Origin of the sequence: Saccharothrix hoggarensis, from assembly GCF_042678885.1 — a bacterium.
Lineage (GTDB): Bacteria > Actinomycetota > Actinomycetes > Mycobacteriales > Pseudonocardiaceae > Actinosynnema > Actinosynnema hoggarensis.
Window position 1 is genome coordinate 37,528 of sequence record NZ_JBHTLK010000004.1, and the last position, 26,527, is coordinate 64,054.

The 26,527-nt window shown below is 71.2% G+C and carries 26 protein-coding genes and 1 tRNA gene; 7 read left to right on the forward strand and 20 right to left on the reverse strand.

Annotated features, from left to right (window positions below):
* Nucleotides 1–117: 117 nt before the first annotated feature.
* Both ACFQ3T_RS01630 and clpB read right to left on the reverse strand, forming a co-directional pair.
* Nucleotides 118–762, reverse strand: a complete 645-nt coding sequence (locus ACFQ3T_RS01630; protein ID WP_380718917.1) for a class I SAM-dependent DNA methyltransferase — start codon at nt 760–762, stop codon at nt 118–120.
* Nucleotides 763–856: 94 nt separating this feature from the next.
* A complete protein-coding gene (gene clpB / locus ACFQ3T_RS01635; protein ID WP_380718919.1) occupies nt 857–3,439 on the reverse strand; it encodes an ATP-dependent chaperone ClpB in 2,583 nt (860 codons plus the stop codon).
* A gap of 196 nt (nt 3,440–3,635) precedes the next feature.
* Here clpB and ACFQ3T_RS01640 point away from each other — a divergent pair, with 196 nt between their 5' ends.
* Both ACFQ3T_RS01640 and ACFQ3T_RS01645 read left to right on the forward strand, forming a co-directional pair.
* Nucleotides 3,636–4,016: a VOC family protein gene (locus ACFQ3T_RS01640; RefSeq protein WP_380718921.1), complete on the forward strand. Its 381-nt coding sequence runs from the start codon at nt 3,636–3,638 to the stop codon at nt 4,014–4,016.
* Between the two features lie 545 nt (nt 4,017–4,561).
* Nucleotides 4,562–5,665, forward strand: coding sequence for an FAD-binding oxidoreductase (locus ACFQ3T_RS01645; protein WP_380718923.1), 1,104 nt, complete (start codon nt 4,562–4,564; stop codon nt 5,663–5,665).
* A 197-nt stretch (nt 5,666–5,862) separates the two neighbouring features.
* On the opposite strand, the gene ACFQ3T_RS01650 is transcribed toward ACFQ3T_RS01645, so the two are convergent.
* The 9 genes from ACFQ3T_RS01650 to ACFQ3T_RS01690 form a co-directional block, all read right to left on the reverse strand.
* Complete coding sequence (locus tag ACFQ3T_RS01650) at nt 5,863–6,525, reverse strand: alpha/beta fold hydrolase (protein ID WP_380718925.1); 663 nt, start codon at nt 6,523–6,525, stop codon at nt 5,863–5,865.
* 221 nt (nt 6,526–6,746) lie between these two features.
* Nucleotides 6,747–7,175 (reverse strand): heat shock protein transcriptional repressor HspR, encoded by a 429-nt coding sequence (locus tag ACFQ3T_RS01655; protein ID WP_380718927.1) that lies wholly within the window; start codon nt 7,173–7,175, stop codon nt 6,747–6,749.
* Nucleotides 7,172–8,341, reverse strand: a complete 1,170-nt coding sequence (gene dnaJ / locus ACFQ3T_RS01660; RefSeq protein WP_380718929.1) for a molecular chaperone DnaJ — start codon at nt 8,339–8,341, stop codon at nt 7,172–7,174. Before dnaJ ends, ACFQ3T_RS01655 begins: the two co-directional genes overlap by 4 nt.
* Nucleotides 8,342–8,359: 18 nt before the next feature.
* Nucleotides 8,360–9,070: a nucleotide exchange factor GrpE gene (gene grpE / locus ACFQ3T_RS01665; RefSeq protein ID WP_380718932.1), complete on the reverse strand. Its 711-nt coding sequence runs from the start codon at nt 9,068–9,070 to the stop codon at nt 8,360–8,362.
* Nucleotides 9,067–10,920 (reverse strand): molecular chaperone DnaK, encoded by a 1,854-nt coding sequence (gene dnaK, locus ACFQ3T_RS01670; protein WP_380718934.1) that lies wholly within the window; start codon nt 10,918–10,920, stop codon nt 9,067–9,069. The genes grpE and dnaK overlap by 4 nt, the downstream gene beginning before the upstream one ends.
* 257 nt (nt 10,921–11,177) lie before the next feature.
* Entirely contained in the window at nt 11,178–11,966 is a 789-nt protein-coding gene (locus ACFQ3T_RS01675) for a DUF4097 family beta strand repeat-containing protein (protein ID WP_380718936.1), read from the reverse strand.
* Between the two features lie 226 nt (nt 11,967–12,192).
* Nucleotides 12,193–12,762 carry a hypothetical protein gene (locus ACFQ3T_RS01680; RefSeq protein ID WP_380718938.1) on the reverse strand — a complete coding sequence of 190 codons (570 nt, stop codon included), beginning with the start codon at nt 12,760–12,762 and terminating at the stop codon, nt 12,193–12,195.
* 22 nt (nt 12,763–12,784) lie between these two features.
* The gene (locus tag ACFQ3T_RS01685; RefSeq protein ID WP_380718940.1) at nt 12,785–13,312 is read right to left on the reverse strand and encodes a TetR/AcrR family transcriptional regulator; all 528 of its coding nucleotides are present in this window, start codon (nt 13,310–13,312) and stop codon (nt 12,785–12,787) included.
* A gap of 58 nt (nt 13,313–13,370) precedes the next feature.
* Nucleotides 13,371–13,700, reverse strand: a complete 330-nt coding sequence (locus ACFQ3T_RS01690; protein WP_380719030.1) for a DMT family transporter — start codon at nt 13,698–13,700, stop codon at nt 13,371–13,373.
* A gap of 142 nt (nt 13,701–13,842) precedes the next feature.
* Between ACFQ3T_RS01690 and ACFQ3T_RS01695 the strand changes: the two genes are divergently transcribed.
* Entirely contained in the window at nt 13,843–16,116 is a 2,274-nt protein-coding gene (locus tag ACFQ3T_RS01695) for a (Fe-S)-binding protein (RefSeq protein WP_380718942.1), read from the forward strand.
* 59 nt (nt 16,117–16,175) lie between these two features.
* Here the strand turns inward: ACFQ3T_RS01695 and ACFQ3T_RS01700 are convergent, their stop codons facing one another.
* Nucleotides 16,176–16,544, reverse strand: a complete 369-nt coding sequence (locus tag ACFQ3T_RS01700) for a phage holin family protein (RefSeq protein WP_380718944.1) — start codon at nt 16,542–16,544, stop codon at nt 16,176–16,178.
* Between the two features lie 98 nt (nt 16,545–16,642).
* Between ACFQ3T_RS01700 and ACFQ3T_RS01705 the strand changes: the two genes are divergently transcribed.
* Nucleotides 16,643–17,626, forward strand: coding sequence for a cation diffusion facilitator family transporter (locus tag ACFQ3T_RS01705; RefSeq protein ID WP_380718946.1), 984 nt, complete (start codon nt 16,643–16,645; stop codon nt 17,624–17,626).
* On the opposite strand, the gene dcd is transcribed toward ACFQ3T_RS01705, so the two are convergent.
* A complete protein-coding gene (dcd, locus tag ACFQ3T_RS01710; RefSeq protein ID WP_380718948.1) occupies nt 17,623–18,204 on the reverse strand; it encodes a dCTP deaminase in 582 nt (193 codons plus the stop codon). The two genes, ACFQ3T_RS01705 and dcd, sit on opposite strands and share 4 nt — an antisense overlap.
* A gap of 68 nt (nt 18,205–18,272) precedes the next feature.
* Between dcd and ACFQ3T_RS01715 the strand changes: the two genes are divergently transcribed.
* A tRNA-Gly gene (locus tag ACFQ3T_RS01715) sits at nt 18,273–18,346 on the forward strand.
* 56 nt (nt 18,347–18,402) lie between these two features.
* Here the strand turns inward: ACFQ3T_RS01715 and ACFQ3T_RS01720 are convergent.
* From ACFQ3T_RS01720 to ACFQ3T_RS01745, 6 genes are all read right to left on the reverse strand, one after another.
* Nucleotides 18,403–19,158 carry a phosphotransferase gene (locus tag ACFQ3T_RS01720; protein ID WP_380718950.1) on the reverse strand — a complete coding sequence of 252 codons (756 nt, stop codon included), beginning with the start codon at nt 19,156–19,158 and terminating at the stop codon, nt 18,403–18,405.
* Nucleotides 19,080–19,361 carry a hypothetical protein gene (locus ACFQ3T_RS01725; RefSeq protein WP_380718952.1) on the reverse strand — a complete coding sequence of 94 codons (282 nt, stop codon included), beginning with the start codon at nt 19,359–19,361 and terminating at the stop codon, nt 19,080–19,082. Before ACFQ3T_RS01725 ends, ACFQ3T_RS01720 begins: the two co-directional genes overlap by 79 nt.
* A gap of 32 nt (nt 19,362–19,393) precedes the next feature.
* Nucleotides 19,394–19,804, reverse strand: coding sequence for a DUF5313 family protein (locus tag ACFQ3T_RS01730; protein ID WP_380718954.1), 411 nt, complete (start codon nt 19,802–19,804; stop codon nt 19,394–19,396).
* Nucleotides 19,801–20,250 carry a MarR family winged helix-turn-helix transcriptional regulator gene (locus tag ACFQ3T_RS01735; RefSeq protein WP_380718957.1) on the reverse strand — a complete coding sequence of 150 codons (450 nt, stop codon included), beginning with the start codon at nt 20,248–20,250 and terminating at the stop codon, nt 19,801–19,803. The genes ACFQ3T_RS01730 and ACFQ3T_RS01735 overlap by 4 nt, the downstream gene beginning before the upstream one ends.
* 16 nt (nt 20,251–20,266) lie before the next feature.
* Complete coding sequence (locus ACFQ3T_RS01740) at nt 20,267–21,055, reverse strand: class I SAM-dependent methyltransferase (RefSeq protein ID WP_380718959.1); 789 nt, start codon at nt 21,053–21,055, stop codon at nt 20,267–20,269.
* A 133-nt stretch (nt 21,056–21,188) separates the two neighbouring features.
* Entirely contained in the window at nt 21,189–22,703 is a 1,515-nt protein-coding gene (locus ACFQ3T_RS01745) for a sodium:solute symporter family protein (RefSeq protein WP_380718961.1), read from the reverse strand.
* Nucleotides 22,704–22,947: 244 nt separating this feature from the next.
* Here ACFQ3T_RS01745 and ACFQ3T_RS01750 point away from each other — a divergent pair, with 244 nt between their 5' ends.
* Both ACFQ3T_RS01750 and ACFQ3T_RS01755 read left to right on the forward strand, forming a co-directional pair.
* Nucleotides 22,948–23,652 (forward strand): response regulator transcription factor, encoded by a 705-nt coding sequence (locus ACFQ3T_RS01750; protein WP_380718964.1) that lies wholly within the window; start codon nt 22,948–22,950, stop codon nt 23,650–23,652.
* 115 nt (nt 23,653–23,767) lie between these two features.
* Nucleotides 23,768–25,606, forward strand: coding sequence for an acyl-CoA dehydrogenase (locus ACFQ3T_RS01755; RefSeq protein WP_380719032.1), 1,839 nt, complete (start codon nt 23,768–23,770; stop codon nt 25,604–25,606).
* A gap of 117 nt (nt 25,607–25,723) precedes the next feature.
* Here ACFQ3T_RS01755 and ACFQ3T_RS01760 read toward each other — a convergent pair whose 3' ends face one another.
* Nucleotides 25,724–26,512: a DUF1206 domain-containing protein gene (locus ACFQ3T_RS01760; protein WP_380718966.1), complete on the reverse strand. Its 789-nt coding sequence runs from the start codon at nt 26,510–26,512 to the stop codon at nt 25,724–25,726.
* Between the last annotated feature and the right edge of the window lie 15 nt (nt 26,513–26,527).

Genomic DNA, 26,527 nt, shown 5'->3' on the forward strand with positions numbered 1-26,527 from the left:
TCCCCCGCGGTCCGCACCCGTCCCGGTCGTCCACACCCGACCCCCGACCGCTTGGGCGTGTCGCCCCTTCCGGCGGTGGTGGAACCCGAGGGCGCACGGGACCACCCGGCGCCCGCGCTAGCGCTGACGGCGGGCGAAGACGATCGCGGCCGGTCGGTCCTCGTGCGGGTCGAGCAGCGTCTCCGCCTCGACCGTGAACCCGGCCTCGCGGAGCCAGGCGCTCACCCGTTCGGGTCGACGGCGGTGGATGTGGACGTTCATCGGGTGGCCGCCGTAGCCCTCCGTCTTCAGGTGCGTCTCGTCGCCGACGTGGAAGGAGACCACCAGCGGCCCGCCGGGACGCAGCACCCGCCGGAAGTGCGCGAGGACCGCCGGCACCCCGCCATCGGGCACGTGGATCAACGACCACCACGCGAGCAGCCCGGCGACCGACCCGTCGGCGAGGTCCAGGTCCGTCATCGAACCCACCTCGAACCGCAGGCCGGGGTGATCGCGCCGGGCCGCCTCGACCATGCCCGGCGACAGGTCGATGCCGAAGGCGTCGACGCCCAGCCCGCGCAGGTGGGCGGTGACGTACCCGGGCCCGCAACCCACGTCCGCCACCGGCCCGCCGCCCTCCGCCTGCACCATCTCGGCGAACAGCGCCAGGGCCGACCTCAGGTACGGGTACCCGGCCAGGGCGTCGCGCAGCAGGTCCGCGTAGCTGTTCGCGACCGTGTCGTACGACGTCCGGGTGTCGGCCAACCAACCGCCCACGTTCATGGCCGACACCGTATTGCAGGGTCCGGACCCGTGATCACGGGTCCACGACCACGGGTCCGCGACCACGGCCCGGGACGACGGTGCGGCGATCAGCTCACGACCGGCCGACGATCAGGCCCGACTGGTCGTCCAGCACGTCCACCCGCACGGTGTCGCCGTCACGCACCTCGCCGGCCAGCAGCTCCTTCGCCAGCTGGTCCCCGATCGACGACTGCACCAGCCGCCGCAACGGCCGCGCCCCGTACACGGGGTCGAAGCCGTTCAGGGCCAGCCACTCCCGCGCGGCGGGCGTGACGTCCAGCGCCAGGCGCCGCTGCGCCAACCGCCGCGCCAACCGGTCGACCTGGATGTCGACGATCGACGTCAGCTCCTCGGTGGCCAGCGAGTGGAACACCACCACGTCGTCCAGCCGGTTCAGGAACTCGGGCTTGAAGTGGGTGCGGACGATCGACATCACCGCGTCCTTGCGCTGACGCTCGTCCAGCGTCGCGTCCGCGATGACGTGCGAGCCGAGGTTCGACGTGAGCACCAGGATGGTGTTGCGGAAGTCCACCGTGCGGCCCTGGCCGTCGGTGAGCCTGCCGTCGTCCAGCACCTGCAGCAGCACGTCGAACACGTCCGGGTGGGCCTTCTCGACCTCGTCGAGCAGCACGACCGAGTACGGCCGGCGGCGGACCGACTCGGTCAGCTGACCGCCCTGGTCGTAGCCGACGTAGCCGGGGGGCGCGCCGACGAGGCGGGCCACCGAGTGCTTCTCGGAGTACTCGCTCATGTCGATCCGGATCATCGCCCGCTCGTCGTCGAACAGGAACTCCGCCAGCGCCTTGGCCAGCTCGGTCTTGCCGACGCCGGTCGGCCCGAGGAACAGGAACGAGCCGGTCGGCCGGTCCGGGTCGGCCACGCCCGCACGGGTGCGCCGGACCGCGTCCGACACGACCCGGACGGCCTCGGCCTGGCCGACGACGCGCCTGGCCAGCTCGTCCTCCATGCGCAGCAGCTTCGCCGTCTCGCCTTCGAGCAGCCGCCCGGCCGGGATGCCCGTCCACGCGGACACGACGTCGGCCACGTCGTCCGGGCCGACCTCCTCCTTCAGCATCACGGAGGCGTCCTGCGTGGTGCGGGTGGCCGCCTCCAGCTCCTTCTCCAGCGCCGGGATGCGCCCGTACCGCAGCTCGGCGGCACGGCCCAGGTCGCCGTCGCGCTCGGCCCGCTCGGACTCGCCGCGCAGCTGCTCCAGCTGCTCCTTCAGGTCGCGGACCTTCTCGATCGAGCCCTTCTCGTTCTGCCAGCGCGCGGTCAACCCGGCCAGCGTCTCGCGCTGCTCGGCCAGCTCGGCGCGCAGCGCGGCGAGGCGTTCCACCGAGGCCGCGTCCGACTCCTTGGCCAGCGCCATCTCCTCGATCTCCAGCCGGCGGACGGCGCGCTCGACCTCGTCGATCTCGACGGGCCGGGAGTCGATCTCCATGCGCAGGCGGGACGCGGACTCGTCCACCAGGTCGATGGCCTTGTCCGGGAGGAAGCGGGCGGTGATGTACCGGTCGGACAGGGTCGCGGCGGCGACCAGGGCGGCGTCGGTGATGCGCACGCCGTGGTGCACCTCGTACCGGTCCTTGAGGCCGCGCAGGATGCCGATCGTGTCCTCGACGGACGGCTCGCCGACGAAGACCTGCTGGAAGCGGCGCTCCAGGGCCGGGTCCTTCTCGACGTGCTCCCGGTACTCGTCCAGCGTGGTCGCGCCGACCATGCGCAGCTCGCCGCGCGCCAGCATCGGCTTGATCATGTTGCCGGCGTCCATGGCGGACTCGCCGGTCGCGCCCGCGCCCACGATCGTGTGCAGCTCGTCGATGAACGTGATGACCTGGCCGGCGGAGTCGGTGATCTCCTTCAGCACGGCCTTCAGCCGCTCCTCGAACTCGCCGCGGTACTTCGCGCCCGCGACCATCGCGCCCAGGTCGAGCGCGACGACCTTCTTGCCGCGCAGCGACTCGGGCACGTCACCGGCCACGATGCGCTGGGCCAGGCCCTCGACGATGGCGGTCTTGCCGACGCCGGGCTCGCCGATCAGGACGGGGTTGTTCTTCGTGCGGCGGGAGAGGACCTGCACGACGCGGCGGATCTCGGTGTTCCGGCCGATGACGGGGTCCAGCTCGCCCTTGCGGGCGCGTTCGGTCAGGTCGACGCCGTACTTCTCCAGCGCTTGGTAGGTGCCCTCGGGGTCGGGGCTGGTGACGCGGGCCGAGCCGCGGACCTTGCCGAACGCCTCCTTCAGTGCCTCGGGGGTCGCACCGTGGCGGCGGAGCAGGTCGGCGACCTGGCCGCCGTGGTGGGCGAGCCCGACCAGCAGGTGCTCGGTGGACACGTACTCGTCACCCATCTCGGTGGCGAGTTCCTGGGCCTTGCCGAGTACGCGGACGGCGTCGCGGGAGAACTGGGGCGCGGACACGGACGACCCGCTGGCCGCGGGCAGCGCCCTGGTCAGCTGCTCCAGCTCCTTGTGGACCTGCTTCGGGTCCGCGCCGACGGCGGACAGCAGCGGCGCGGTCAGGCCGTCGCCCTGGGCCAGGAGGGCGCCGAGGAGGTGGACCGAGCCGACATCGGGGTTGCCCGCGATGGTCGCCGCCTGCACGGCGGCGGACACGGCCTGCTGGGTCTTCGTGGTCGGGTTGAAAGCGTCCATTCCTCACCTCGGTCGGTGTTTTCCTGCGCGCGGCCGGCGTTCCCGCGTCGGCCATCATCCCGCTCAACGTCAGACAAGTTGAGCCAGTTCCGCTCAACCTAGTGGAACTCGTGTGGTGTGGCACACGCCGGCCGGTCGGGGGGCGGCTCGGCGAAACTCGGGTGCGGCCGGTCCGCCGACGCATGACGATCGGCGCATGACCTCACTCGTGCGCCACATCACCGTGGACTGCAAGGACGCGTACGCGCTGGCCGGCTTCTGGAGCCAGGTGACCGGCCACCCGATCTCCGACGACGACGAGCCCGGCGACCCCGAAGCGCTCGTCGCGCTTCCGGACGGCCCTGGCCTGCTCTTCATCCAGGTGCCCGAGGGCAAGACGGTGAAGAACCGCGTCCACCTCGACCTCCAGCCCGACACGACCCGGGACGCCGAGGTCGAGCGCCTGCTGGGGCTCGGCGCCACGCAGGTCGCCGACCACCGCCGGCCCGACGGCACCGGGTGGGTCGTCCTGGCCGATCCGGAGGGCAACGAGTTCTGCGTGGAGCGCGGCACGGCGGAGCGGTCGGCGCAGTCCTGACGCCCGTCACCCACATGTCGTAGCGGGTTGTCCACACTCACGGCCCGGTTGTCCACAATCCGCAGGTGGGAATCCACAGGTGACGACGGCCCACCGCAGCCGTGCGGTCCGCCGGCCGCCACTGGGGTGAAACGTGCCGCGCCGGGCGGCGGCGGGAGGTGCGGGCACTGGGCCGTGCGGGTGCCAGGATCGGGCTCCCGCACCTCCTCCGCACGGTGACGTGCGCTTTCGTGCGCGCGGACGTGCGCCTGCGGGTGCGCTGGAGGGCGCGCATTCGGTATACGTGGAAGGGAATGTCCACCCGTTCGCGGGAGCGGTCTGCGACCGTCCGTAACCGCACTGCACTCGAAGGTGGCATCAAGGAGTCGACCGGCCAGTTGGCGGGTTAGTGTCCCTTCGTCGGGGATGGAAGCTTGACGAGGACGTAGCGCCCTTGCTGGCGCCGCCAGAAACGTGGAGACTGCGCCCGGACCATGACTGCGAACGCTGTGTTGAGCCCCATCCCGAGCCCCCCACACCGAGAACCTCCTCCTGGCGTCACCGCAATGGTGCGGATGATCCGGGAGAGCTTCGCGGTGGTGGAGCCGCGCGCCGAAGAGGTAGCCAAGTTCTTCTACGGCATGCTCTTCAGCCTCGCGCCGGCGACCCGTGAGATGTTCCCCGTGAACATGGAGGTCCAGCGCAGCCGCCTGCTGCGCGCCCTGGTCCACGTCGTGCAGATGGTGGACCGCCCCGACGACCTGATCCCGTTCCTGCGCCAGCTCGGCCGGGACCACCGCAAGTTCGGCGTCGTCAACGTGCACTACGAGTCGGTCGGCACGGCGCTGCTCGCGGCGGTGAAGAAGTTCGCCGGCCCCGCGTGGACGCCGAAGGTCGAGATGGCCTGGGCCGAGGCGTACACGATCATGGCGCGCGCCATGCAGGAGGCGGCGGCCGCCGACGACGGCCCGGCCTACTGGCACGCCACCGTGCTCGACCACCAGCGGGTGAGCTGGGACCTGGCCGTGGTGCGGCTCCAGCCCGACCACCCCGTCGGCTACCGCGCGGGCCAGTACGTGAGCGTCGAGACGCCCCAGCGGGCGCGGTTGTGGCGGTACTTCACGCCCGCCAACGCCCCCCGTGACGACGGCATCATCGAGTTCCACATCCGGTCGGTCGAGGGCGGGTGGGTGAGCCGGTCGATCGTCGGCCACACGCAGCCCGGCGACGTCTGGCGCATCGGCCCGCCCATGGGTCGGCTCAGCGTCGACCGGAAGGCCGGGCGTGACGTGCTGATGGTCGCCGGCGGCACCGGTGTCGCGCCGATGCACGCGATCATCGACGAGATGGCGCAGTGGGGCGAGAACCCGCGCGTGCACCTGTTCATGGGCGGCCGGACCCGCGAGGACCTGTACGACCTGGACAACCTCCAGCGGTTCGCCATGACGAACCCGTGGCTGACCGTGGTGCCGGTGCTGGAGTCCGACCCCGGCGCGCGTGGCGTCGAGCAGGGCACGCTGGCCGACGTGGTCACCCGGTACGGGGCGTGGGAGGAGCGGGACGTGCTGGTCTGCGGCTCGCCGTCCATGATCCGCGCGACGGTGTCCCGGATGCTCGTCGCCGGCACGCCGTTGGACCGGATCAAGTACGACCCGTTCACCCTGGACTGACCGACGTCGCCCACGGGGCGCGGTTACGCGGGCTTGGGTCGCGCACGCACGTCACGCGGGGCTCGGGTCAGGTGGCCGGGTCGGATCGGATCGGATCGGGTCAGTCGGATCGGCTCGGGTCAGTCGGGCCGGGTTAGTCGGGCCGAGTCGGGTCCAGTCGGGTCGGTCGGGTCGGTAGGACAGGTCGGGTCGGGCCGTCAGAGGGTGCCGAGCACGGCGGCCAGGGTCTGCGGCCTGCTGGTCTGCGGGCAGTGCCCGCCGTCGACCTCGATCGCCTCGACCCCGAGCCGTTCGCGCGCGGCGCGGCGCATCCACGACGCGCGCAGCGTGCGGTCGTCGCGGGGCAGGACGTAGGTGGACGGCAGGTCGGGCAGCCGGTGCACCTCGCGGTACGTTGCGGCGGGGTAGAACAGGCGCACGGTCCGCAGGCCGGCGCGCACGCCCGCCAGGTCGCAGTCGTGGAACAGGAAGTACGCCGCCACCACGGGGTCCGCGGTGGGCGGTTCGGTGAGGGTCCGCCACTCCGGGTGGAACATCTCGCCCGCGTCGGCCGCCAGCTCGTCGGCCAGGGACACCGGTCCGGGGATCACCGCGGCGATCCAGGCGAGGTGGGACGCGGCGACGGCGTGGGCGATCGCGGGCATCAGCAGGCCGGCGCCGGAGTGGCCGACCAGGACCGGGGCGAGCATGTCGCCCGCCTGGGCGCGGGCGATCGCGGCGTAGTCGACGGCTCGCAGCTCGGGTCGGTCGGTGGGCAGGTCGACGGCGACCGTGCGGTGGCCGCGGCTGCGGAGCAGGTCCTCGACGGGTCGCCACGCCGCCGGTGACTGGGTGGTGCCGTGCACGAAGACGTAATCCACGTGCCCAGTGTGGCGTTCACCGCCGTGTCGCACGGACCCGATCGGCGCGATCCCGGTCGGCGGCGGTCACGGGGGTGGGGTGGGCCGGCGTTGGGTGGTCGGGTCGGTGTCGCGGGGGTCCTCGTTGCTACCGAGGGGCGGTAACAGTGTTTCCGTACATATTCGGGCGATGATCACCCGATTGTGTGTCCGCGGCGGCACGGCCCCGGCCCACGGCGCGGTCAGCGCTTCGAGTTCGGCTTCCACACGACGAGGGCCGTCTCGTGACGTACGGGCACCAGGTCACGGCGGTACGAGGCGTGGACCGACGCGGCGGCGTGCTCGGCTGCCGCCATCGCCGAGGCGAGCTGCTCGGACAGCTCGTTGACCTTGGCGCGCAGCGCGCCGACCTCGTTCTCCAGCTCGATGATCCGCTTGATGCCGGCGAGGTTGACGCCCTCCTCCTGGGAGAGTCGCTGCACCTCGCGCAGCAGCACGATGTCGCGCATCGAGTACCGACGACCACCACCGGACGTGCGACCCGGCGACACCAGACCCAGCCGGTCGTACGCCCGGAGCGTCTGGGCGTGCAGACCGGACAGCTGGGCCGCCACGGAGATGACGAAGAACGGGGTGTCCTCGTCGGTGCCGGGCGGGAACGGGAAGCTCACACCGACCTCTTCTCCAACAGGGCGTTGAGCTCCGCGCGCGGGTCGTGCTTCGCCGTCGCCGACGCGTAGTTCTCCAACGCCTCCCTGGCTGCGGCATCCATGTTGTTCGGCACCGCCACGTTCAGCGTGATGAGCAGGTCGCCGACCTGGCCGTCGCGCTTGGCGATGCCCTTGCCCTTGGCCCGCAGCACCCGGCCACTGGCCGTGCCGGCGGGCACCTTCACGGTCACCTTGCCCTCGAGCGTGGGCACGGTCAACGTCGCGCCCAGCGCCAGCTCGGGGAACGTCACGGGCACGGTCACGGTCAGGTCGTTGCCCGACCGGCCGAACACCGGGTGCGGGTTCACGTGGACCCGCACGTACAGGTCGCCCGCCGGCCCGTTGTTGCGCCCCGGCTCGCCCTGCCCGGCCAGCCTGATCCGCTGCCCGTCGTCGACGCCCGGCGGGATGCGGATGGTCAGCGTCCGGGTCTTCGTGCTCACGCCGTCGCCGCCGCACTCGGGGCACGGGTCGTCCACGATCCGCCCGGTGCCGCGGCAGTCGGCGCACGGCTCGGAGAACGCGAACGCGCCCTGGCTGCGGGTGACGAGACCGGCCCCGCCGCAGTTGGTGCAGGTGTGCGGCGACGTGCCGGGACGCGCGCCGGAACCCGCGCACGTGCCGCAGGTCGCGGGGCTCGACAGGCGCATGGGCACGGTCGCGCCCTTGACGGCCTCGGTGAAGTCGATCCGCACGTCGGTCTCGACGTCCTCGCCGCGACGCGGCCTGGTCGCGGACGCCGAGCCGCCCGCCCGGCGGTTGAACAGCCCGCCGAGCAGGTCGCCGAGCCCGCCCATGCCGCCGGCCTGCTGGGCTCCCTGGCGGCCGAACAGGTCGCCGACGTCGAAGCCGCCGCCCGTCCCGAAACCGCCGGGGAACCCGCCGCCTCCGGCGAAGAGGCGGCGGGCCTCGTCGTACTGCTTGCGCTTGGCGGGGTCCGAGAGCACGCCGTACGCCTCGGACACCGCCTTGAACCTGGCCTCGGCCTTGGCGTCACCGGGGTTGGCGTCGGGGTGCAGCTCCCGCGCCAACTTCCGGTACGCCTTCTTGACCTCGTCGGCCGAGGCGTCGGAGGAAACGCCCAGCTCGCGGTAGAAGTCCTTCTCGATCCAGTCGCGAGCGCTCAACGGACGCCGCCCCCTTCCTCAGTCCTGCTGCTGCTCTTCTACCGGCTTCTCGACGACCTCTTCGGCGCCCGACTGCTCGACGACCGGCTGCTCGGCGGCCGGCTCGTGGTCGGTCACCGCGACCAGCGCGGGCCGCAGCACGCGCTCGCCGAACCGGTAGCCGCGACGCAGCACGGCGGTGACGGTCGGCCCGCTGACGTCCGGCGAGGTGCCGTGCTGGACGGCCTCGTGGACGGACGGGTCGAACTCCTCGCCCTCGTGCCCGAACGGCTCCAGACCGGTGCCGTGCAGCGCGCCGACCAGCTTGTCGGCCACCGCCTTGAACGCGCCGGTGAGGTCACCGTGCGCGCCGGCCCGCTCGATGTCGTCCAGCACGGCGAGCAGTTCGCCCGCCACCTGCGCCTTGGCCGTGGCGATCACCAGTTCCCGGTCGCGGTCGACCCGCTTGCGGTAGTTGGCGTACTCGGCGGTCAGCCGCTGGAGGTCGGCGGTCCGCTCGTCCAGCTGTGCCTTCAGCTCGACGGTCGGGTCGTCGGCGACGGCCTGCGCCGCGTCCGGCTCCGGCTGGTCGGGGGCGGCGTGCTTGCCGCCCTCCGACCCGACCGGCGCGTCGGCGGCCTGGGCGTCGACCGCGTCCTCGGGCGACGTGGGGCGCACCTCGCCGGTCTCGGGGTCGACGCGCCTGCGGTCGCGCACCACCACGTGGGGCTGTTCCTCGTGCTGGGTCACTTCTTCTCGTCCTCGTCGACGATCTCCGCGTCCACCACGTCGTCGGCCTTGGGCGCGTCGCCGGCGGTAGCACCGCCCGCGGCGCCGGCGGCGTCGGCCGTGGGTCCGGCGTTGGCGTACAGGGACTGGCCGATGGCCTGGGACTCGGTGGCCAGCTTCTCCACCGCGGTGCGGATCTTGGCGATGTCCTCGCCCTTGAGCGCCTCGTTGGTGTCGGCGATGGCCGCGGTGACCTTGTCCTTGACCTCGGCGGGGATCTTGTCCTCGTTCTCCTTGAGGACCTTCTCCGTCTGGTAGACGAGCGTCTCGGCCTGGTTGCGGACCTCGGCCTCGTCGCGGCGGCGCTTGTCCTCCTCGGCGTGCGCCTCGGCGTCCTTGATCATCCGCTCGATGTCGTCCTTCGGCAGCGCGGAGCCGCCGGTGATCGTCATCCGCTGCTCCTTGCCCGTGCCCATGTCCTTCGCGGACACGTGCACGATGCCGTTCGCGTCGATGTCGAAGGTGACCTCGATCTGCGGGACGCCGCGCGGCGCGGGCGGCAGGCCGGTCAGCTCGAACATGCCGAGCTTCTTGTTGTCCCGGGCGAACTCGCGCTCACCCTGGAACACCTGGATCTGGACGGACGGCTGGTTGTCGTCGGCCGTCGTGAAGATCTCGGAGCGCTTGGTCGGGATCGTGGTGTTGCGCTCGATGAGCTTGGTCATCACGCCGCCCTTGGTCTCGATGCCCAGGGACAGCGGGGTGACGTCGAGCAGCAGGACGTCCTTGACCTCGCCCTTCAGCACACCGGCCTGGAGGGCGGCGCCGATCGCGACGACCTCGTCCGGGTTCACGCCCTTGTTCGGCTCACGGCCGCCGGTCAGCTCCTTGACGAGTTCGGCCACCGCGGGCATGCGGGTGGAACCGCCGACCAGCACCACGTGGTCGATGTCGCCGACGCTGATGCCGGCGTCCTTGATCACGTTGTTGAACGGCGCGCGGGTGCGCTCCAGCAGGTCGTTGGTGATGCGCTGGAACTCGGCGCGCGACAGCGTCTCGTCCATGAACAGCGGGTTCTTGTCCGCGTCCACGGTGATGTAGGGCAGGTTGATGGAGGCGTTGTTCGAGCTGGACAGCTCGATCTTGGCCTTCTCGGCGGCCTCGCGGATGCGCTGCAACGCCATCTTGTCCTTGGTCAGGTCGATGCCGTTGGTCTGCTTGAACCGCTCGACCAGCCAGTCGACGATGCGCTGGTCCCAGTCGTCGCCGCCGAGGTGGTTGTCACCGGAGGTCGCCTTGACCTCGACCACGCCCTCGGCCAGCTCCAGCAGCGAGACGTCGAACGTGCCGCCACCGAGGTCGAAGACCAGGATGGTCTGCTCCTTGTCGCCCTTGTCGAGGCCGTAGGCCAGGGCGGCGGAGGTGGGCTCGTTGACGATGCGCAGCACGTTGAGGCCCGCGATCTGGCCGGCCTCCTTGGTGGCCTGGCGCTGCGCGTCCTCGAAGTAGGCGGGGACGGTGATCACCGCGTCGGTGATCTCCTCGCCCAGGTACGCCTCGGCGTCGCGCTTGAGCTTCATCAGCACGCGCGCGCTGATCTCCTGCGGCGTGTACCTCTTGCCGTCGATGTCGTCGGTCTTCCAGTCCGTGCCGATGTGCCGCTTCACGGACCGGATCGTCCGGTCGACGTTGGTCACCGCCTGGTTCTTGGCGGGCTGACCGGTGAGCACCTCGCCGTTCTTGGCGAAGGCGACGATGGACGGGGTGGTGCGCGACCCCTCGGAGTTGGCGATCACCGTCGGCTCGCCACCTTCGAGAACCGCGACGACGGAGTTGGTCGTCCCCAGGTCGATGCCGACCGCTCGCGCCATTTGGATTCCTCCTGGTAGTGCGTCTGTAAGAGCCCCGCGTTGAGCGGTACCGGCTCAAGTTTAGCCGGCCCCGGAGGACTTGAGTCCACCCGGCTCAATCTTTCTGCCTGTCCAACGGACGGGGCGGTTCGGGTGTTCCCCGCCGGGCGTGATTCAGGACACCCGCTCGGGTCCGGGAACGCCGTCGGCCCCGGTCGGGCGGCACGCGAGGTGCGCCCGACCGGGGCCGATGAGGGCGAGCCGGCGGGGTGGTGCGCTCAGGTCGCTTCGATCCTCACGTCGCCGCTGCCGGCGCGCACGAGCAGCTCGGCGGAGGCGTTCGGGTCGTTCGGCACGTCGATCGCCTGCTCGCCGCTGCCCGCGTCCACGTCGACCTTGTAAGCGCCGCTCCTGGGCACCTGGACGGTGACGTTGCCGCTGCCCGACTCGGCGCGCACCGACAGGGCGGCGCCCATCCGCACGTGGACGTCGCCGGAGCCGTTGTCGACGGTCACCGTGCCGCGCATGTTCGACAGGTGGGAGTTGCCGGAGTCGATCCGGCCGGTGAAGTCGCCGGCCACGTCGGCCACGTCGATGTCGCCCGAGTTGTTGACCAGCCGGACCACCCCGGACACGCGGCGCACCGTGGTGTCGCCGGAGCCGACCTCGACCTCGACCGAGGCCACGTCCTCGAGGTGGACGTTGCCGGAGCCGTTCTCGCCGGTGACGCGGACGTCCGTGGACGGCACGACGACCTCGTAGTCCACCGAGCACCGGTCGCCGCAGCCGTCGAGGACCAGCGTGGAGCCGTCCAGGCGGTGCGAGTCGCCGCTGGGCTTGTCGTGGTCCTTGGCGTACCGGACGCGCCGCTTGACCTCCGTCCGGGTGGCCCCGTCCCGGCTGCGGAGGACGACGTCGCCCGCGCCGTTCGCCAGCCGCACCTCCGTGACCTGGCCCGTCACCTCGTGCTGGTCGTCGAAGCTCTGCTGCACGAGCCGCACGCACGACGTGAGCGCCACCGCCGCGGCCACCGCCACTACGGCCGCCAACGCGATCCGCTTTGCCACCGCTGCCCCCTCAGGCGTCAAGGTTGTCGCCGTTCACGCTAGGCGCGGCGGGGTGACCGGCCCACCAGGAAGACCCCCGACCCGGTACGGGGGCTGGCCCTACCCCGGCGACCGACGACGGACCGCGGTTGATCAGCGGCGGGACCGCAGGCCGGTCGACGGCGCGACCGCGGCTGATCCGTGCGGGCGGGGGGCCGGGGCGGGACGCAGGTGGGCGCCGGGCGGGTCAGGCGAGGGATTCCACCACCGCGCGCAGCGCGGGCGCCGAGCGGGCCGGGTCGCTCAGGAACCGCTGCGACGCGATCACGTGCGACTCGGTCATCCGCTCCCACACGAGCCCCTGCACGGGCACCTCGGTGATCACCAGCCGGAACGGCCGCACGTACCGCCCGATCCGACCCTCCACCCCGCGGACGACCTCGCCGATCGGCAGCGCGCCGCGGGTCGTCGCGTGCTGCTCGTCGTACACCGCCGCCGCCGCGCCCAACGCCAGCACCGCCGCCCGCAACGCGGGCCTGACCTGCAACGACTGCCCGTTCGGGTCGTCCGGCGCGGTGCCGGGCATCTCGGTGCGGGCGTGGTCGAGCACGTCGGCCCACCAGCCGAGCCACTCCTCGGCCGCCGCCGCGCGGTCGACCCCGGACGGCACCACGACCGGCACCGACGGGTCGAGCCCGGGCAGCTCGGGCACGGTGTCGACCGAGAGCGCGAGCGTGTCGCGGATGAACAGAGCGGTGTTGACCGTCTGATTCGTCCCGTGCGACACCTGCCACGACTCACGACCGGCGAACCTCATGCCACAGTGTCCCGCGCGAAGGTCATCCGCCAAGCATCAGAAGGGACACGACGGGCTCGAAATCCTGCGCCATTGGGGGGAATTCCGCGATCAACCCCTGGATCAGCAGCCCGTCGACGCCGGCGAGCAGCGCCCGCAGCGCCACCGGGTCCCAGGGACCGACCGCCTCGGTGATCAGCTCCAGCCACCGCCGGGCCGCCGGGCGCAGCTCCGGCCGGCGTGCCGCCAGGAGGTACAGCTCGTACTCGGCCAGCGTCCGGCCGCGGTGGGCGCCGACGGCGTCGGCCAGGAACCGGGCCACCGCGGCCTGCGTCGGCGGCACCTTGCGGAAACTCGAAGCCATCTGGTCGGCCGACCACGTCAGCGTCGCGATCAGCAGGTCGTCCAGCGTCGCGAAGTAGTAGGTGGTCGACGTGGTCGGCACGCCTGCCTCGCGGGCGACCGACCGGTGGCTCACGCCGGCCACGCCGTCCCGCTCGACGACCCGGAGGGTGGCCTCCAGGATCGCCCGCCGACGCCGCTCGCCGCGGACCCGGCGTCCGTCGGTCACCGCGCCGTCGGTCACCCCGACCGCAGGCCGGGGCTCGCCGTGGGGCCGCGCCCGGCCGTCAGGCGGCGGCACCGCTGCCGACCTCGATGGCGACGACCCCGGCGATCACCAGCAGCAGCCCGACCACCATCGTCGCGTTCACCGGCTCCTGGAACAGGACCACGCCGGCGCCCGCGACCGCGGCGATCCCGAAGGCGCACCAGATGGCGTACGCGACGCCGATCGGCATCCCGAGCTGGAGCACCTTGCTCAACGCGCCGAACGCCACCAGGTACCCCAAGACCACCACGACGGACGGGATCGGCTTGCTGAACCCCTCCGACAGCTTGAGGAACACCGTGGCGGTGACCTCGCCCACGATCGCCACCGCCAGCACCAGGTACACCAGCACGCGCCGCCCCCAACTAGTTGAACACCCGTTCCACAACCCTAACGCGCCTATGTGATCGACCACGTCCAAGTGGTTACCGGTGAGTAATCGGGCGTAGGCTGCCCAGCCAGGAGAACGGACGAGAAAGGCCGCCACCACAATGGGAGCCCTCCAGCTCACCCTCGGCGCCATCGGCGTCGCCGTCAGCGTGTTCGCCTGGGGTCTGTTCGTCGCCGGTGTCTTGCGGATGATCAAGATCATCCGCCTCGGCCAGCCGGACTCGACCCGCAACGGGCCGGTCGTGCCCCGCCTGCGGACCTTGTTCGTGGAGTTCGTCGCCCACACCCGGATGATGAAGCTCCGCCACGTCGGTCCCTGGCACTGGATGGTGATGTGGGGCTTCCTGATCGGCTCCGCGGTGCTGTTCGAGGCCTACGGCGAGATGTTCGACCCCGGCTTCCACTGGCCGATCATCGGCACGTGGTCGCTGTGGCTGCTGCTGGTCGAGCTGCTCGGCATCGGCACCGTGGTCGGCGGCGTCGCGCTGGCGATCATCCGCCAGCTCAACCACCCGCGCCGCGCCGACCGCCTGTCCCGGTTCGCGGGCTCCAGCTTCAAGGCCGCCTACTTCGTCGAAGCGGTCGTGATCATCGAGGGCCTCGGCATCCTCGGCGTGAAGGCGTTCAAGCAGGCCTCCGGCCTGGAGGACCCGCCGCTGTGGTCGTCGTTCGTCACCGGGCCGCTGTCCACGATCCTGCCCGCGAGCCCCGACTGGGTCTCGATCATGGCGTTCACCAAGCTGCTGTCCGGCATGATCTGGCTGATCGTGGTCGCCAAGAACCTCACCATGGGCGTGGCCTGGCACCGGTTCAGCGCGTTCTTCAACATCTACTTCAAGCGCGAGGACGACGGCGGCGTCGCGCTCGGCGCGCTCAAGCCGATGATGAGCGGCGGCAAGGTCCTCGACCTGGAGGAAGCCGACCCCGACAAGGACGTGTTCGGCGTCGGCAAGGTCGAGGACTTCTCCTGGAAGGGCTGGCTGGACTTCAGCACGTGCACCGAGTGCGGCCGCTGCCAGTCCCAGTGCCCGGCGTGGAACACCGGCAAGCCGCTGTCGCCGAAGCTGGTCATCACCCAGCTGCGCGACCACGCGTTCGCCAAGGCCCCGTACCTGCTCGCCGGCGGCTCCAAGGACATGGCGGGCGACGAGGTCGGCCTCACCGAGGACAAGTACGAGGACTACAAGAAGCGCCTCGAGTCCATCGACGTGCTGGCCATGGCCGAGTCCGAGCGGCCGCTGATCGGCGGCGCGGACGAGCTGGGCGTCATCGACCCCGAGGTGCTGTGGTCGTGCACGACGTGCGGCGCGTGCGTCGAGCAGTGCCCCGTGGACATCGAGCACGTCGACCACATCGTCGACATGCGCCGCTACCAGGTGCTGATCGAGTCGAACTTCCCGTCCGAGCTGGGCGGCATGTTCAAGAACCTGGAGAACAAGGGCAACCCGTGGGGCCAGAACGCCAAGGACCGCCTGGCGTGGACCGAGGGCCTCGACTTCGAGGTGCCCGTGTTCGACGGCGAGCTGGGTGACGCCGAGTACCTGTTCTGGGTCGGCTGCGCGGGCGCGTTCGAGGACCGGGCGAAGAAGACCACGCGGGCCGTGGCCGAGCTGCTGCACACCGCGGGCGTCGAGTACACCGTCCTCGGGCCGGAGGAGACCTGCACCGGCGACCCGGCGCGGCGCGCGGGCAACGAGTTCCTGTTCCAGATGCTCGCGCAGCAGAACGTCGAGGTGCTCAACACCGTGTTCGACGGTCGCGCGCCCGGCCAACGCAAGATCGTCGTGACGTGCGCGCACTGCTTCAACACGCTGGCCAACGAGTACCCGCAGGTCGGCGGCACGTTCGAGGTCGTCCACCACACGCAGCTGCTCAACCGGCTGGTGCGCGAGCGCAGGCTGGTGCCGGTGGCCGAGGTCGCGGAGGACGTCACCTACCACGACCCGTGCTACCTGGGCCGGCACAACAAGATCTACGAGGCGCCGCGCGAGCTGGTCGGCGCGTCGGGCGCGACGCTGCGCGAGATGCCGCGCCACGAGGAGCGGTCCATGTGCTGCGGCGCCGGTGGCGCTCGCATGTGGATGGAGGAGCGGATCGGCAAGCGCATCAACCTCGACCGCGTGGACGAGGCGCTCGGCACCGCGCCGTCGAAGATCGCGACGGGCTGCCCGTTCTGCCGCGTGATGCTGACCGACGGCGTCACCGCGCGTCAGAACGAGGGGGCCGCGGGCTCGCACGTCGAGGTCGTGGACGTGGCGCAGCTGCTGCTGACCGCCGTGCGCCGGGGCAAGGAGAGGGAGCGCGGCGACGTCCCGACGGACGAGACCCCGACCGGCACCCCGCTGCCGGACGAGGACAAGGCCGCGTCCAGCTAGTCCGTTGTGGACGCACGACGCCCCTCGGTCCTCTTCGGACCGAGGGGCGTCGTCGTTCGTCAGTCGCGGTCGGTGACGCGGTCGTAGACGAGGTTCAGCACCCAGCTCGTCAGGGCCACGATGATCGCGCCGAAGAACGCGGGCCAGAAGCCGCTCACCTCGAACGGCAGGCCCAGCTCGCCCGCCAGCCAGCCCGTGAGCCAGAACAACAGCGCGTTCACGACCAGGCCGATCAAGCCGAGCGTGACCAGGTAGAACAGGCAGCCGAAGAACTTCACCAGCGGCTTCACCACGGCGTTGACCAGACCGAAGAGCAGCGCGACACCGATCAGCGTGCCGATCTTCGCGGGCGTCGACCCGCCCTCCAGGTCGATGCCCGGGACGAGCGTGGCGACCCAGACCGCCAGCGCCGTCAGCAGTACGTGCACCAAAATGCCCATGCGGCAGGCTAGCGGTGGCAGTGCTCCGATCGGGTGAGACACGACGACGCCGGGCGGGTCCCGGCCGTGCGGCCTAACGTCGGGGCATGGCACCTGACCCGTCGAAGGGCGGCGAGAGCACGCTCACCGTTCTCCTCGCCCTGGCGGTGAACCTGGCCATCGCGGTCATGAAGGCGATCGCCGGCGTGATCACCGGCTCGGCGGCGATGATGGCGGAGGCCGGGCACTCGGTCGCCGACACGTTCACCGAGGCCCTGTTGCTGACGGCGCTGCGGCGCTCGACCCGGCCCGCCGACCGCAGGCACCCGTTCGGGTACGGCAAGGACCGCTACTTCTGGTCGCTGCTCGCCGCCGTGTCGATCTTCGTGTCCGGTGCGGTGTTCGCGCTCTACGAGGGCTTCCGGACCGTGTTCGGCGCGCCGGAGGAGCAGGGCAACCCCGTCGTCGGGTACGTCGTGCTGGCCATCGCGTTCGCGCTGGAGTCGGTGTCGTGGACGCAGGCCGCGCGGCAGGTGCGGCGGGGTGCGCGGGCCGAGGGGCGGACGGTGGCCGCGTTCCTGCGGATGTCGGACGACCCGACCGTGAAGACGGTGTTCCTGGAGGACTCGGCCGCGCTGGTCGGGCTGCTGCTCGCGTTCGGCGGGCTCGGGCTGCACCACGTGACCGGGTCGTCGGTGTGGGACGGCGTGGCGTCGTTGGCGATCGGGGTGCTGCTCGCGTTCGCCGCGTACACGTTGGCGTCGACCAACCGGGGGTTGCTCATCGGCAGGCAGGCCGACCCGGTGCTGGTGCGGGCGGTGTGGTCCGACCTGCGGGCCGCGCCCGAGGTGGAGCAGGTGGTGGACCTGCTGACGATGGCGGTCGGCACGGACCGGGTGCTGGTGTGCGCGCGGCTCGACTTCGACGACGCGCTCGGGGCCGCCGACCTGGAGCGGGCGTGCGTGCGGATCGACGCCGAACTGCGCGCCGCGCACCCCGACCTGGACGAGGTGTTCCTCGAACCCGTGCCGCGGACCGATCCGGAGCTGCGGTCGCGCGTGCTGGCCCGGTACGGGGACCTGGAGCTCTAGCGGCGGGTGTCCGTGCGGTGGAAGTTCAGGTGGGCGCGCGACGGCGTCGGCCCGCGCTGCCCCTGGTAGCGGGAGCCCGCCTGCGTCGAGCCGTACGGGAACTCCGCGGCGCTGCTCAGCCGGAACAGGCAGAGCTGGCCGATCTTCATGCCGGGCCAGAGGGTGATCGGCAGGTTGGCGACGTTCGACAGCTCCAGCGTGATGTGGCCGGAGAAGCCGGGGTCGATGAAGCCGGCCGTCGAGTGGGTGAGGAGGCCGAGGCGTCCCAGCGACGACTTGCCCTCCAACCGTCCCGCCAGGTCGTCCGGGAGGGTGACCAGCTCGAACGTCGAGCCGAGCACGAACTCCCCGGGGTGCAGGACGAACGGCTCGTCGTCGGCCGGCTCGACCAGCGAGGTGAGGTCGTCCTGCTGCATGGCGGGGTCGATGTGGGTGTACCGGGTGTTGTTGAAGACCCGGAAGAACCGGTCGAGGCGGACGTCGATGCTGGACGGCTGCACCATGACGTCGTCGAACGGCTCCAGCACCAACCGGCCGGAGTCGACCTCTTTGCGCAGATCGCGGTCACTGAGCAGCACCCGCACAGCCTAGGTGACAGCACCCGGCCGCGCGGCCACCGGCTTGTGTATGATCGGGCACGCACCACGCGGGTGTAGTTCATTGGTAGAACGACAGCTTCCCAAGCTGTAGAGGCGGGTTCGATTCCCGTCACCCGCTCCACCACGAAGGCCCAGGTCGCGTCGACCTGGGCCTTCGTCGCGTTCGCGGCACGGGGGTCAGCGCAGGCGGGACGTCCAGGTGGGGAGGTTGGTCAGGGACGTGCGCAGGTCGGCCAGCAGTTCCAGGGCGTGGGTGTGTGCCGCCGCCCGTTCGGCGGGCGTCACCGGGCGGTGGCCCAGGGCCCGCCACACCATCCAGGCGGCGCCTCCGAGGTAGGTGCGGAGCAGGCCCGCGAAGGCTGTGGGGGACGCAGGAGGACGGTGGCCGCCTGCTGCCTCGTACGCGTCGAGGACGGTGGTGAAGGCGGCTTGGTCTTCGCCCAGGTGGCTGAAGTAGAGGGCGGCTCGGGTGATCTCCCACTCCGCGCGGTCCGGGCCGGCGCCGTCCCAGTCGACGAGCAGCGGGCCCGCGGCGGTGCGGAGGACGTTGTCCGGCTTGACGTCCCGGTGCGTGGCGACGGGCGTCAGGTCGGCGGTCTCGACCGCGATCCGCCCCGCCTCGGCGATGTCCGGCAGGTACGCCCGCACGGCGTCGGTGAAGTCGTTCGGCGCCTCGTCCAGCCACTCCCGCCACTCCGACACGGGGTGGGGTCGCCCTTCGGGCGGGCCGGCGGCAGGGAGGCGGTGGAGGGACGCGAGGGTGGCGCCGACCCACTCGGCCACGTCCGCCGCGTCCGTCGTCAACGGGGCGCCGTCGTGCCACTCGTGCACCAGGTAGCCGGCCACCTCGTCACCTACCCGCACGTCGCCAGCAGGGGCGCGACCGGTTCGAGCGGGTGCACGGGGCGCGGCATGGGGAAGCCCTTCGCCCACGCGTCGAGCTGGATCGCGGCCGCCACGCGGTAGTCGCGCATCCACCAGTCCTCGTGCGACCGGTTCAGCCGCTTGACCGCCCACGTGCCCCGGGACGTGCGCAGCCGCCACATCAGGTGCGACCGCCCGCCCGCCACCGGCGTCCACGGCTCGACCACGTCACCGAGGCCGAACGCCGCGGCCACCGCTCTCTGCCACTCCACGCCGGCCGACGCTACGACATCGGACGTGGAGGTCAGGAGTCGTTTTCCGCCGCACGGTCCGCGCGCCACACCTGCGCGTAGCGCTCCTGGTCGCGCTTGGTCCGCTCCTTGCGCACGGCCGCCGCCGCGCCCGCCGGGTAGCCGTACTTCGTCATCCGGTGGTCGGTGCTCTCGATCGCGTACGACACCCCGAAGTACACGCCCACGACCAGCCCCAGCGAGCCGCACGCGATGGCCAGGGGCAGCGGCGAGCCGAGACCGAGCACGAGGGCCAGGGTGATGGCCACGGTCAGCGGGAGCACCTGGAGGAACATCCGCACGGTGAACCACGCCAGCCACGTCGGCTTGGTCGCCTGCCGGAACACCCACTCGCGGTGGCGCTGGGGGAGCCTGCCGCCGAGCAGGTACCAGAGCCGCAAGTGCGGGCCGGGCCGCCCGCTCACGTCCGCTCCGACGCGGCGATGACCCTGGTGAGCACGGAGTGCAGGTCGCGCAGCTCGTCCAGCGACATGCCCAGCTTCTCGACCACGGCGGGCGGGATCGCCAGCGCCCGCTCGCGCAGCGCCGCACCGGTCGCGGTCAGCGTGACGGCGAGTTGGCGCTCGTCGGCCGCGTCCCGCGACCGGGTGACGTACCCGATCGCCTCCAGCCGCTTCAGCAGCGGCGACAGGGTGGCGGGCTCCAGCGCGAGCAGGCGGGCCAGCTCCTTCACCGACAGCGGCGCGCGGCCCCAGAGGGCGAGCATCACCAGGTACTGCGGGTGGGTGAGCCCCAGGGGCTCCAGCAGCGGCCGGTACAGGGCCACCACGTTCCTGGACGCGATGGACAACGCGAAGCAGACCTGCCGTTCCAGGGCCAGCGGGTCCTCGACGTTTTGTGCACTAATCATTAGTGCCCACACTACGTCACGGCTTGGCCGCCACGGCGATCAGGTGAGCCGAAGCACCCAGCACGGACGGCTCCGACTCGGTCTCGCGCAACGACCACATCAGGTACTCGAAGCGCACCGGGTCGTCGTAGAGGGCGTCGAGGTCGGCGTTGGGCAGCATCCACGCGGCGCCCTCCAACCCGAACGTCCCGACGACGTCCAGCCCGGCCGCGCGCGCCTCGTCGGCCGCCTCCTCGGGACGGTGGAAGTACGCGGTGGTGAACCAGGGCGTGTCCGCCGGCGGCAGGTGCTCGCCGGTCGCCATCGAGTGCTCCACGAGCGCCCGGTAGCGCGTGTCGAGCGGGAACTCCTTGCGCAGCCCGTCGTGCAGCGCCGCGAGCCGGCCGATCACGGCGCCCGCCACCACCCCGCCCGGCCGCAGCACGCGTGACGCCTCCCGCCACGCCCGCACCCGGTCGTCGCGCTCCAGCAGGTGGTAGAGCGGCCCCAGCAGCAGCACCACGTCGAACGGGCCGTCGTCGGGCAGGTCGCGGGCGTCGCCGACGACGGCCGACACACCGGGCAGCGCCGCGGCGGCCTCCACGTGCGACGGCACGGGGTCCACCACGAGCACGTCGTGCCCGTCCGCCGCCAGCCACTCCGCGTGCACGCCGGTCGCGCCGCCGACGTCCAGCACCCGGCTGCGCGGCGCGAGGAACCGCCGCACGACCTCCTGCGTCCGCAGGAGCTCCAGCCGCCCGTTGCCGCCGCGCAGCCGTTCCCGCTCGAAGCCCCGCGCGTAGAAGTCCCGGATCTCCTGGTCCACCCCTCGACCGCAGGAGCGGCGGCAACCGCTTTACCCGCCCCGCGGTCGCCGGTTGCCCGTCACCCCGCTGTGCGGGCGCGAGGCGCACCCGCACAGCGGGGATGACCGTTCCCCGCGGGAACGCGGCACACCGTCAGGCCCGGGCGGACACCTTCTCCTCCTCCGGGTCGGCCCGCAGCGAGTCGACCAGCGCCGCCCGCTCCTCGGACGGCTCGGGCTTGATGAGCAGGCCGACCACCAGGTAGAGCAGCAGCGACACCAGCAGCGGCCAGGACACGATCACGGCCTGGGTGACGAACTCGACCTTGTTCTGCTGCATCACGTACAGGACGGCCCACGTGCCGAGTCCGCCGATCACCGAGCTGGTCGCGGCGGTCGGGCCGACCTTCTTGAACCACGGCAGCATGCCGAGCATCAGCGGGATCGCGATCGGGCCCATCGTCGCCGCCACGAGGGCGATCACGACCTTGAGCACGAACCCCTTCGTGTCGGCGGTCAACGCGATCGTCATGCTCAGCCCGATGAACGCGAACGTCGTGATCCGCGCCAGCTGCAGCTGCGCGGGCTCGCTGAGCCGCGTCACGCCCTTCCACAGCCTGGGCAGCATGTCCCGGGTGATGACCGCGGAGATCACGTTGGCGTCCGACGACACCATCGCCATGGTGTGCGAGAAGAACCCGGCCAGCACCAGGCCGATCATGCCCGCGGGCAGCATGAGCTTGCCCATCTCGACGTAGGCCTGCTCGGCGTTGCCCTCCATGCCCGGCACGATCAGCGGCGCCGCCCACATCGGGAAGAACAGGATCAGCGGCCAGACCAGCCACAGCACGCTGGACAGCAACGCGGACCGCTTGGCCGCGGCCCCGGACGGCGCGGCCATGTAGCGCTGCGCCAGGTTCCACATGCCGCCGTTGTACTCCAGCGTCTTGATCAGGAACAGCGCCATGAAGAAGATCAGCGTGTACTGGCCGGACAGCGGGTCGGAGTGCGACTCGGGCAGCTGGTCCCAGATCTTCCACATGAAGTCGAGGCCGCCGAAGTGCGCGGCGACCGCGACGAACATGGCGATGCCCGCGAGGCCCTGGATGATGAACTGGCCGAAGTCGGTCAGCGCGTCGGCCCACAGGCCGCCCATCACCGAGTAGACCATCGTGACGACGCCGACGATCGTGATGCCGAGCCAGATGGGGACGCCCGCGAAGCCCTGGAGCAGCAGCGAGACCGCGACCCACTTGGCGGCGATGTCCACGACCTTCAGCGCCGCGCCCGCCCACGCCATGATCTGCTGCGTCGGCACGTTGTAGCGGCGGGCCAGGTACTCCAGCGGCGACTTGACGCCGTGCTTGGAGCGCAGCCGGTTCCACGCGCCGGCCCAGAGGAACGCGCCGATGCCGACGCCGAGGCCGATCGTCAGCGCCCACCAGATGTAGACGGTGAGGCCGAGGCGGTAGGCCTCGGCGGCGAAGGCCACGAACATGACCGCGCTGTAGCCCGACATGTGGTGCGAGATGCCGGACAGCCACCAGGGCATCCTGCCGCCCGCGGTGAAGAAGTCGGCGATGTTCTTGATCCGCCCGCGTGACCAGTAGCCGATGGCCACCATCACGAAGAAGTACCCGCCGACGACGACCCAGTCGAGGGTGTCCATGAGGCCTCCACGAGTGCTCGGCCCACGGGTGGCAGCGCGTGTTACGGGGCGGCGGTGCGCGGCGTCCCACATGGGTGTGTGACGTAGGTCTTACGAGGCTGTTGCCGCCGGCGGAAGGTCGCGGGCGTTCATTGAGTCACATTCGTGACTGTTGTTCAGAAACGTGAACGCTGAAGCCGCTGATATACGGAAAGTAGTGCGGCCGAATCGCGTCATGGCTGGTCGGCCGCGAGGTCGCACCGGCATGCGAACCGTCCTCAACCCGCGTCCGCCCGTGGTCGGCTCGGAGCGGCGTCCCCCCGGCCCCGGGGTGGCGCTGGTCGACCCCGTGCCCCTGTTCCGCGAGGGACTGGCCGCCGTGGTGCGGCGCACGCCCGCCATGCACTGGCTGGGCGCCACCGGTCACCTGCACACCGCGGTGCGGATGCACGAGCGGCTGCGCCCCGACGTGCTGCTGGTCGATTCGATGCTCGACCCGCAGGGCCACCTGGCCACCCTGCTGACCGGCGGCGATCCGACACTGGTCGTGATCTCCCTCGTGCGGGAGCCGCACCGGACCGCGAAGTTCGTGCGCACGGCCCTGTCGTGCGGCGTGCGCGGGCTCGTGCCGCGGGCCGGCGAGATCGGCGAGGTCCTCCAGGCCATCTCCCGCACGCACGTCGACCGGACGTACCTGGACCCGACGCTGGCGCCGCTGGCCGCCGGGTTCACGCCCGCGGCGGAGGCGGGCTCGCGGCGGTCGCTGTCGCGGCGGGAGTACGAGGTGCTCCAGCTCATCGCGGACGGCCTGGAGAACCAGGCGGTGGCGAACGAGTTGTACGTCTCGGTCGAGACCGTGCGCACCCACGTGAAGAACATCCTGCGCAAGCTGCGTGCGCGGGACCGAACACACGCCGTGTCGCTCGCCTACCAGGCCGGGCTCCTGGCCAGCGGCGCGGCCCGCGCGTGACCCGTCTGGTTCGCCACACCGCGTCGGTCGGCCTTGCCGAGGTTACTGACAGGTAATACCCTGTTGTTACCGGTCAGTAGGGGACCGCCCCGACCAGCATGGAGTGAGCGACGAGATGGGTCACTACAAGAGCAACGTCCGGGATCTCGAGTTCAACCTCTTCGAGGTCTTCAACGTGCAGGACCACCTCGGCACGGGGCCGTTCGAGCAGTCCGACGAGGACACCGCGCGCGGCGTGCTTGCCGAGCTCAACAACCTGGCGGTCGGGCCGCTGGCGGAGTCCTTCGCCGACGCCGACCGCAACCCGCCCGTCTTCGACCCGAAGACGCACTCGGCCACGCTGCCGGAGTCGTTCAAGAAGTCCTACCAGGCGGTGTGGGACGGCGAGTGGTACCGCCTCTCGCTGCCCAACGAGCTGGGCGGCTTCGGCATCCCGCCCTCGGTCCAGTGGGCGGCCTCCGAGCTGATCCTGGGCGCGAACCCGGCCATCTACATGTACCTGGCCGGCCCGAACTTCGCCTCGGTCGTCCACAAGAACGGCACCGAGCAGCAGAAGCGCTGGGCCGAGATCATGATCGAGCGCGGCTGGGGCGCCACGATGGTGCTGACCGAGCCGGACGCCGGTTCCGACGTCGGCGCGGGCCGCACCAAGGCCACGCTCCAGGACGACGGCACCTGGCACATCGACGGCGTGAAGCGGTTCATCACCTCCGCCGACCAGGACATGACCGAGAACATCATGCACCTGGTGCTGGCCCGCCCCGAGGGCCCCGGCATCGAGGCGAAGCCCGGCACCAAGGGCCTGTCGCTCTTCCTCGTGCCGAAGTGGCACTTCGACCCTGAGACCGGCGAGTCGACCGGCGAGCGCAACGGCGCCTTCGTCACCAACGTCGAGCACAAGATGGGCCTCAAGGTGTCCACGACGTGCGAGCTGACGTTCGGTCAGCACGGCGTGCCCGCCAAGGGCTGGCTGCTGGGCGAGGTGCACGACGGCATCGCGCAGATGTTCCAGGTCATCGAGTACGCCCGGATGATGGTCGGCACCAAGGCCATCGGCACCCTGTCGACCGGCTACCTCAACGCCCTGGCGTACGCCAAGGAGCGGGTGCAGAGCGCCGACCTGACCCGGATGACGGACAAGACCGCGCCGCGCGTCACCATCACGAACCACCCGGACGTGCGCCGCCTGCTGATGCTGCAGAAGGCGTACGCCGAGGGCCTGCGCGCGGTCTACCTGTACACCGCGACGCAGCAGGACAAGATCGCCCTGGGCGGCCCGGACAAGGAGCTGGCGGAGAAGGTCAACGACCTGCTGCTGCCGATCGTCAAGGGCGTCGGCTCGGAGCGCGCGTACGAGCAGCTGGCGCAGTCGTTGCAGGTCCTGGGCGGTTCGGGCTTCCTGCAGGAGTACCCGATCGAGCAGTACATCCGGGACTCCAAGATCGACTCGCTGTACGAGGGCACCACGGCCATCCAGTCGCTGGACTTCTTCTTCCGGAAGATCATCCGCGACAAGGGCCAGGCGCTCGGCTTCCTCAACGGGGAGATCCAGAAGTTCCTCGACAACGAGGGCGGCAACGGTCGCCTGAAGGAGGAGCGGGCGCTGCTCAAGCAGGCGCTCGAAGACCTCCAGGGCATGCTCGGCGCGATGGTCGGCTTCCTGACCAGCTCGCAGGAGGACGTCCGCAACCTGTACAAGGTCGGCCAGAACACCGTCCGCCTCCTCATGACCGCGGGCGACGTGCTGGTGGGCTGGCTGCTGCTGCGCCAGGCCGACGTGGCGCTGGGCAAGCTCGACGGCCAGGTGTCGGCCAAGGACAAGGCGTTCTACGAGGGCAAGGTCGCGGTGGCGTCGTTCTTCGCGAAGTCCGTGCTGCCGGAGCTGACCGCGCGCCGCAAGATCGCCGAGGCGACGGACAACGCGCTGATGGACGTGGACGAGGCGTCGTTCTGACCGACGCGTGCTGAGGGACGGCGTGCTGAGCGTCGTTCGGGGCGGTTGCGAACGCTTCAAGCACGACGGACACGCCGGAGGGCGGCGCCCCAGCACGGGTGCCGCCCTCCGGCGTGCTCAGCCCTTGTGCGCCTTGGCGGCGGCGAAGCAGTAGGCGCCGAAGCCCAGGAAGCCGATCGCGATCACGGCCAGCGCGAACAGCCCGTACGGCTGCGCCGCCAACGTGTGCAGCGCCTTGTCCATCCCGCCGGACTCGGACGGGTCGGCGTTGATCGCCGCGAACCCGACCAGGATGCCGATGAGCACGTACGACGCGCCCTTCCCGATCCACCCGATCCGGCCGAGGCGCTCGACCCAGCCGCGCGTCGCCGGGGGCAGGTCGGACATGTCGAGGTCGTCCTCGAACGACTTCTTCACGCCCTTGCGGGCCACCGCCACGCCGAGGCCGATCACGAACAACGCCACCGCGCCCACGAGGACCTGGCCGAACGGCAGCGCGAGCACGCGCGCCGTCCACGTCTGGGACTGCTCGGTCGAGTTGCTCTGCGACGACCCGGTGGCGTAGCCGATCGCCGCGATGCCGATGACGATCCCCGTGACGGCGCGGCCGACCGAGCCGCACTTGCGGTACACGCGCTTGCGCTTCTTGGTCACCCACCCGTAGCCGGAGACGGCCATGGTGAGCTGCCAGCCCGCGAACGCGAACAGGCCCAGCGCCAGCACCCACAGCAGGATCGGGCCGACCGACGTCTGGGCGAGGGCCGAGACGGCGCCCTTCTGGTCGGTCCGCTCCCCGCTGTCACCCAGGACGACTTGCGCGGTCAACGCCGCCAGCAGCACGTGGACGAGCCCGTAACAGACCATCCCGGCCCGTCCGAGCACCTGCACGGCCGGATGTCTCCGCACCTCACCAGTGGTAGC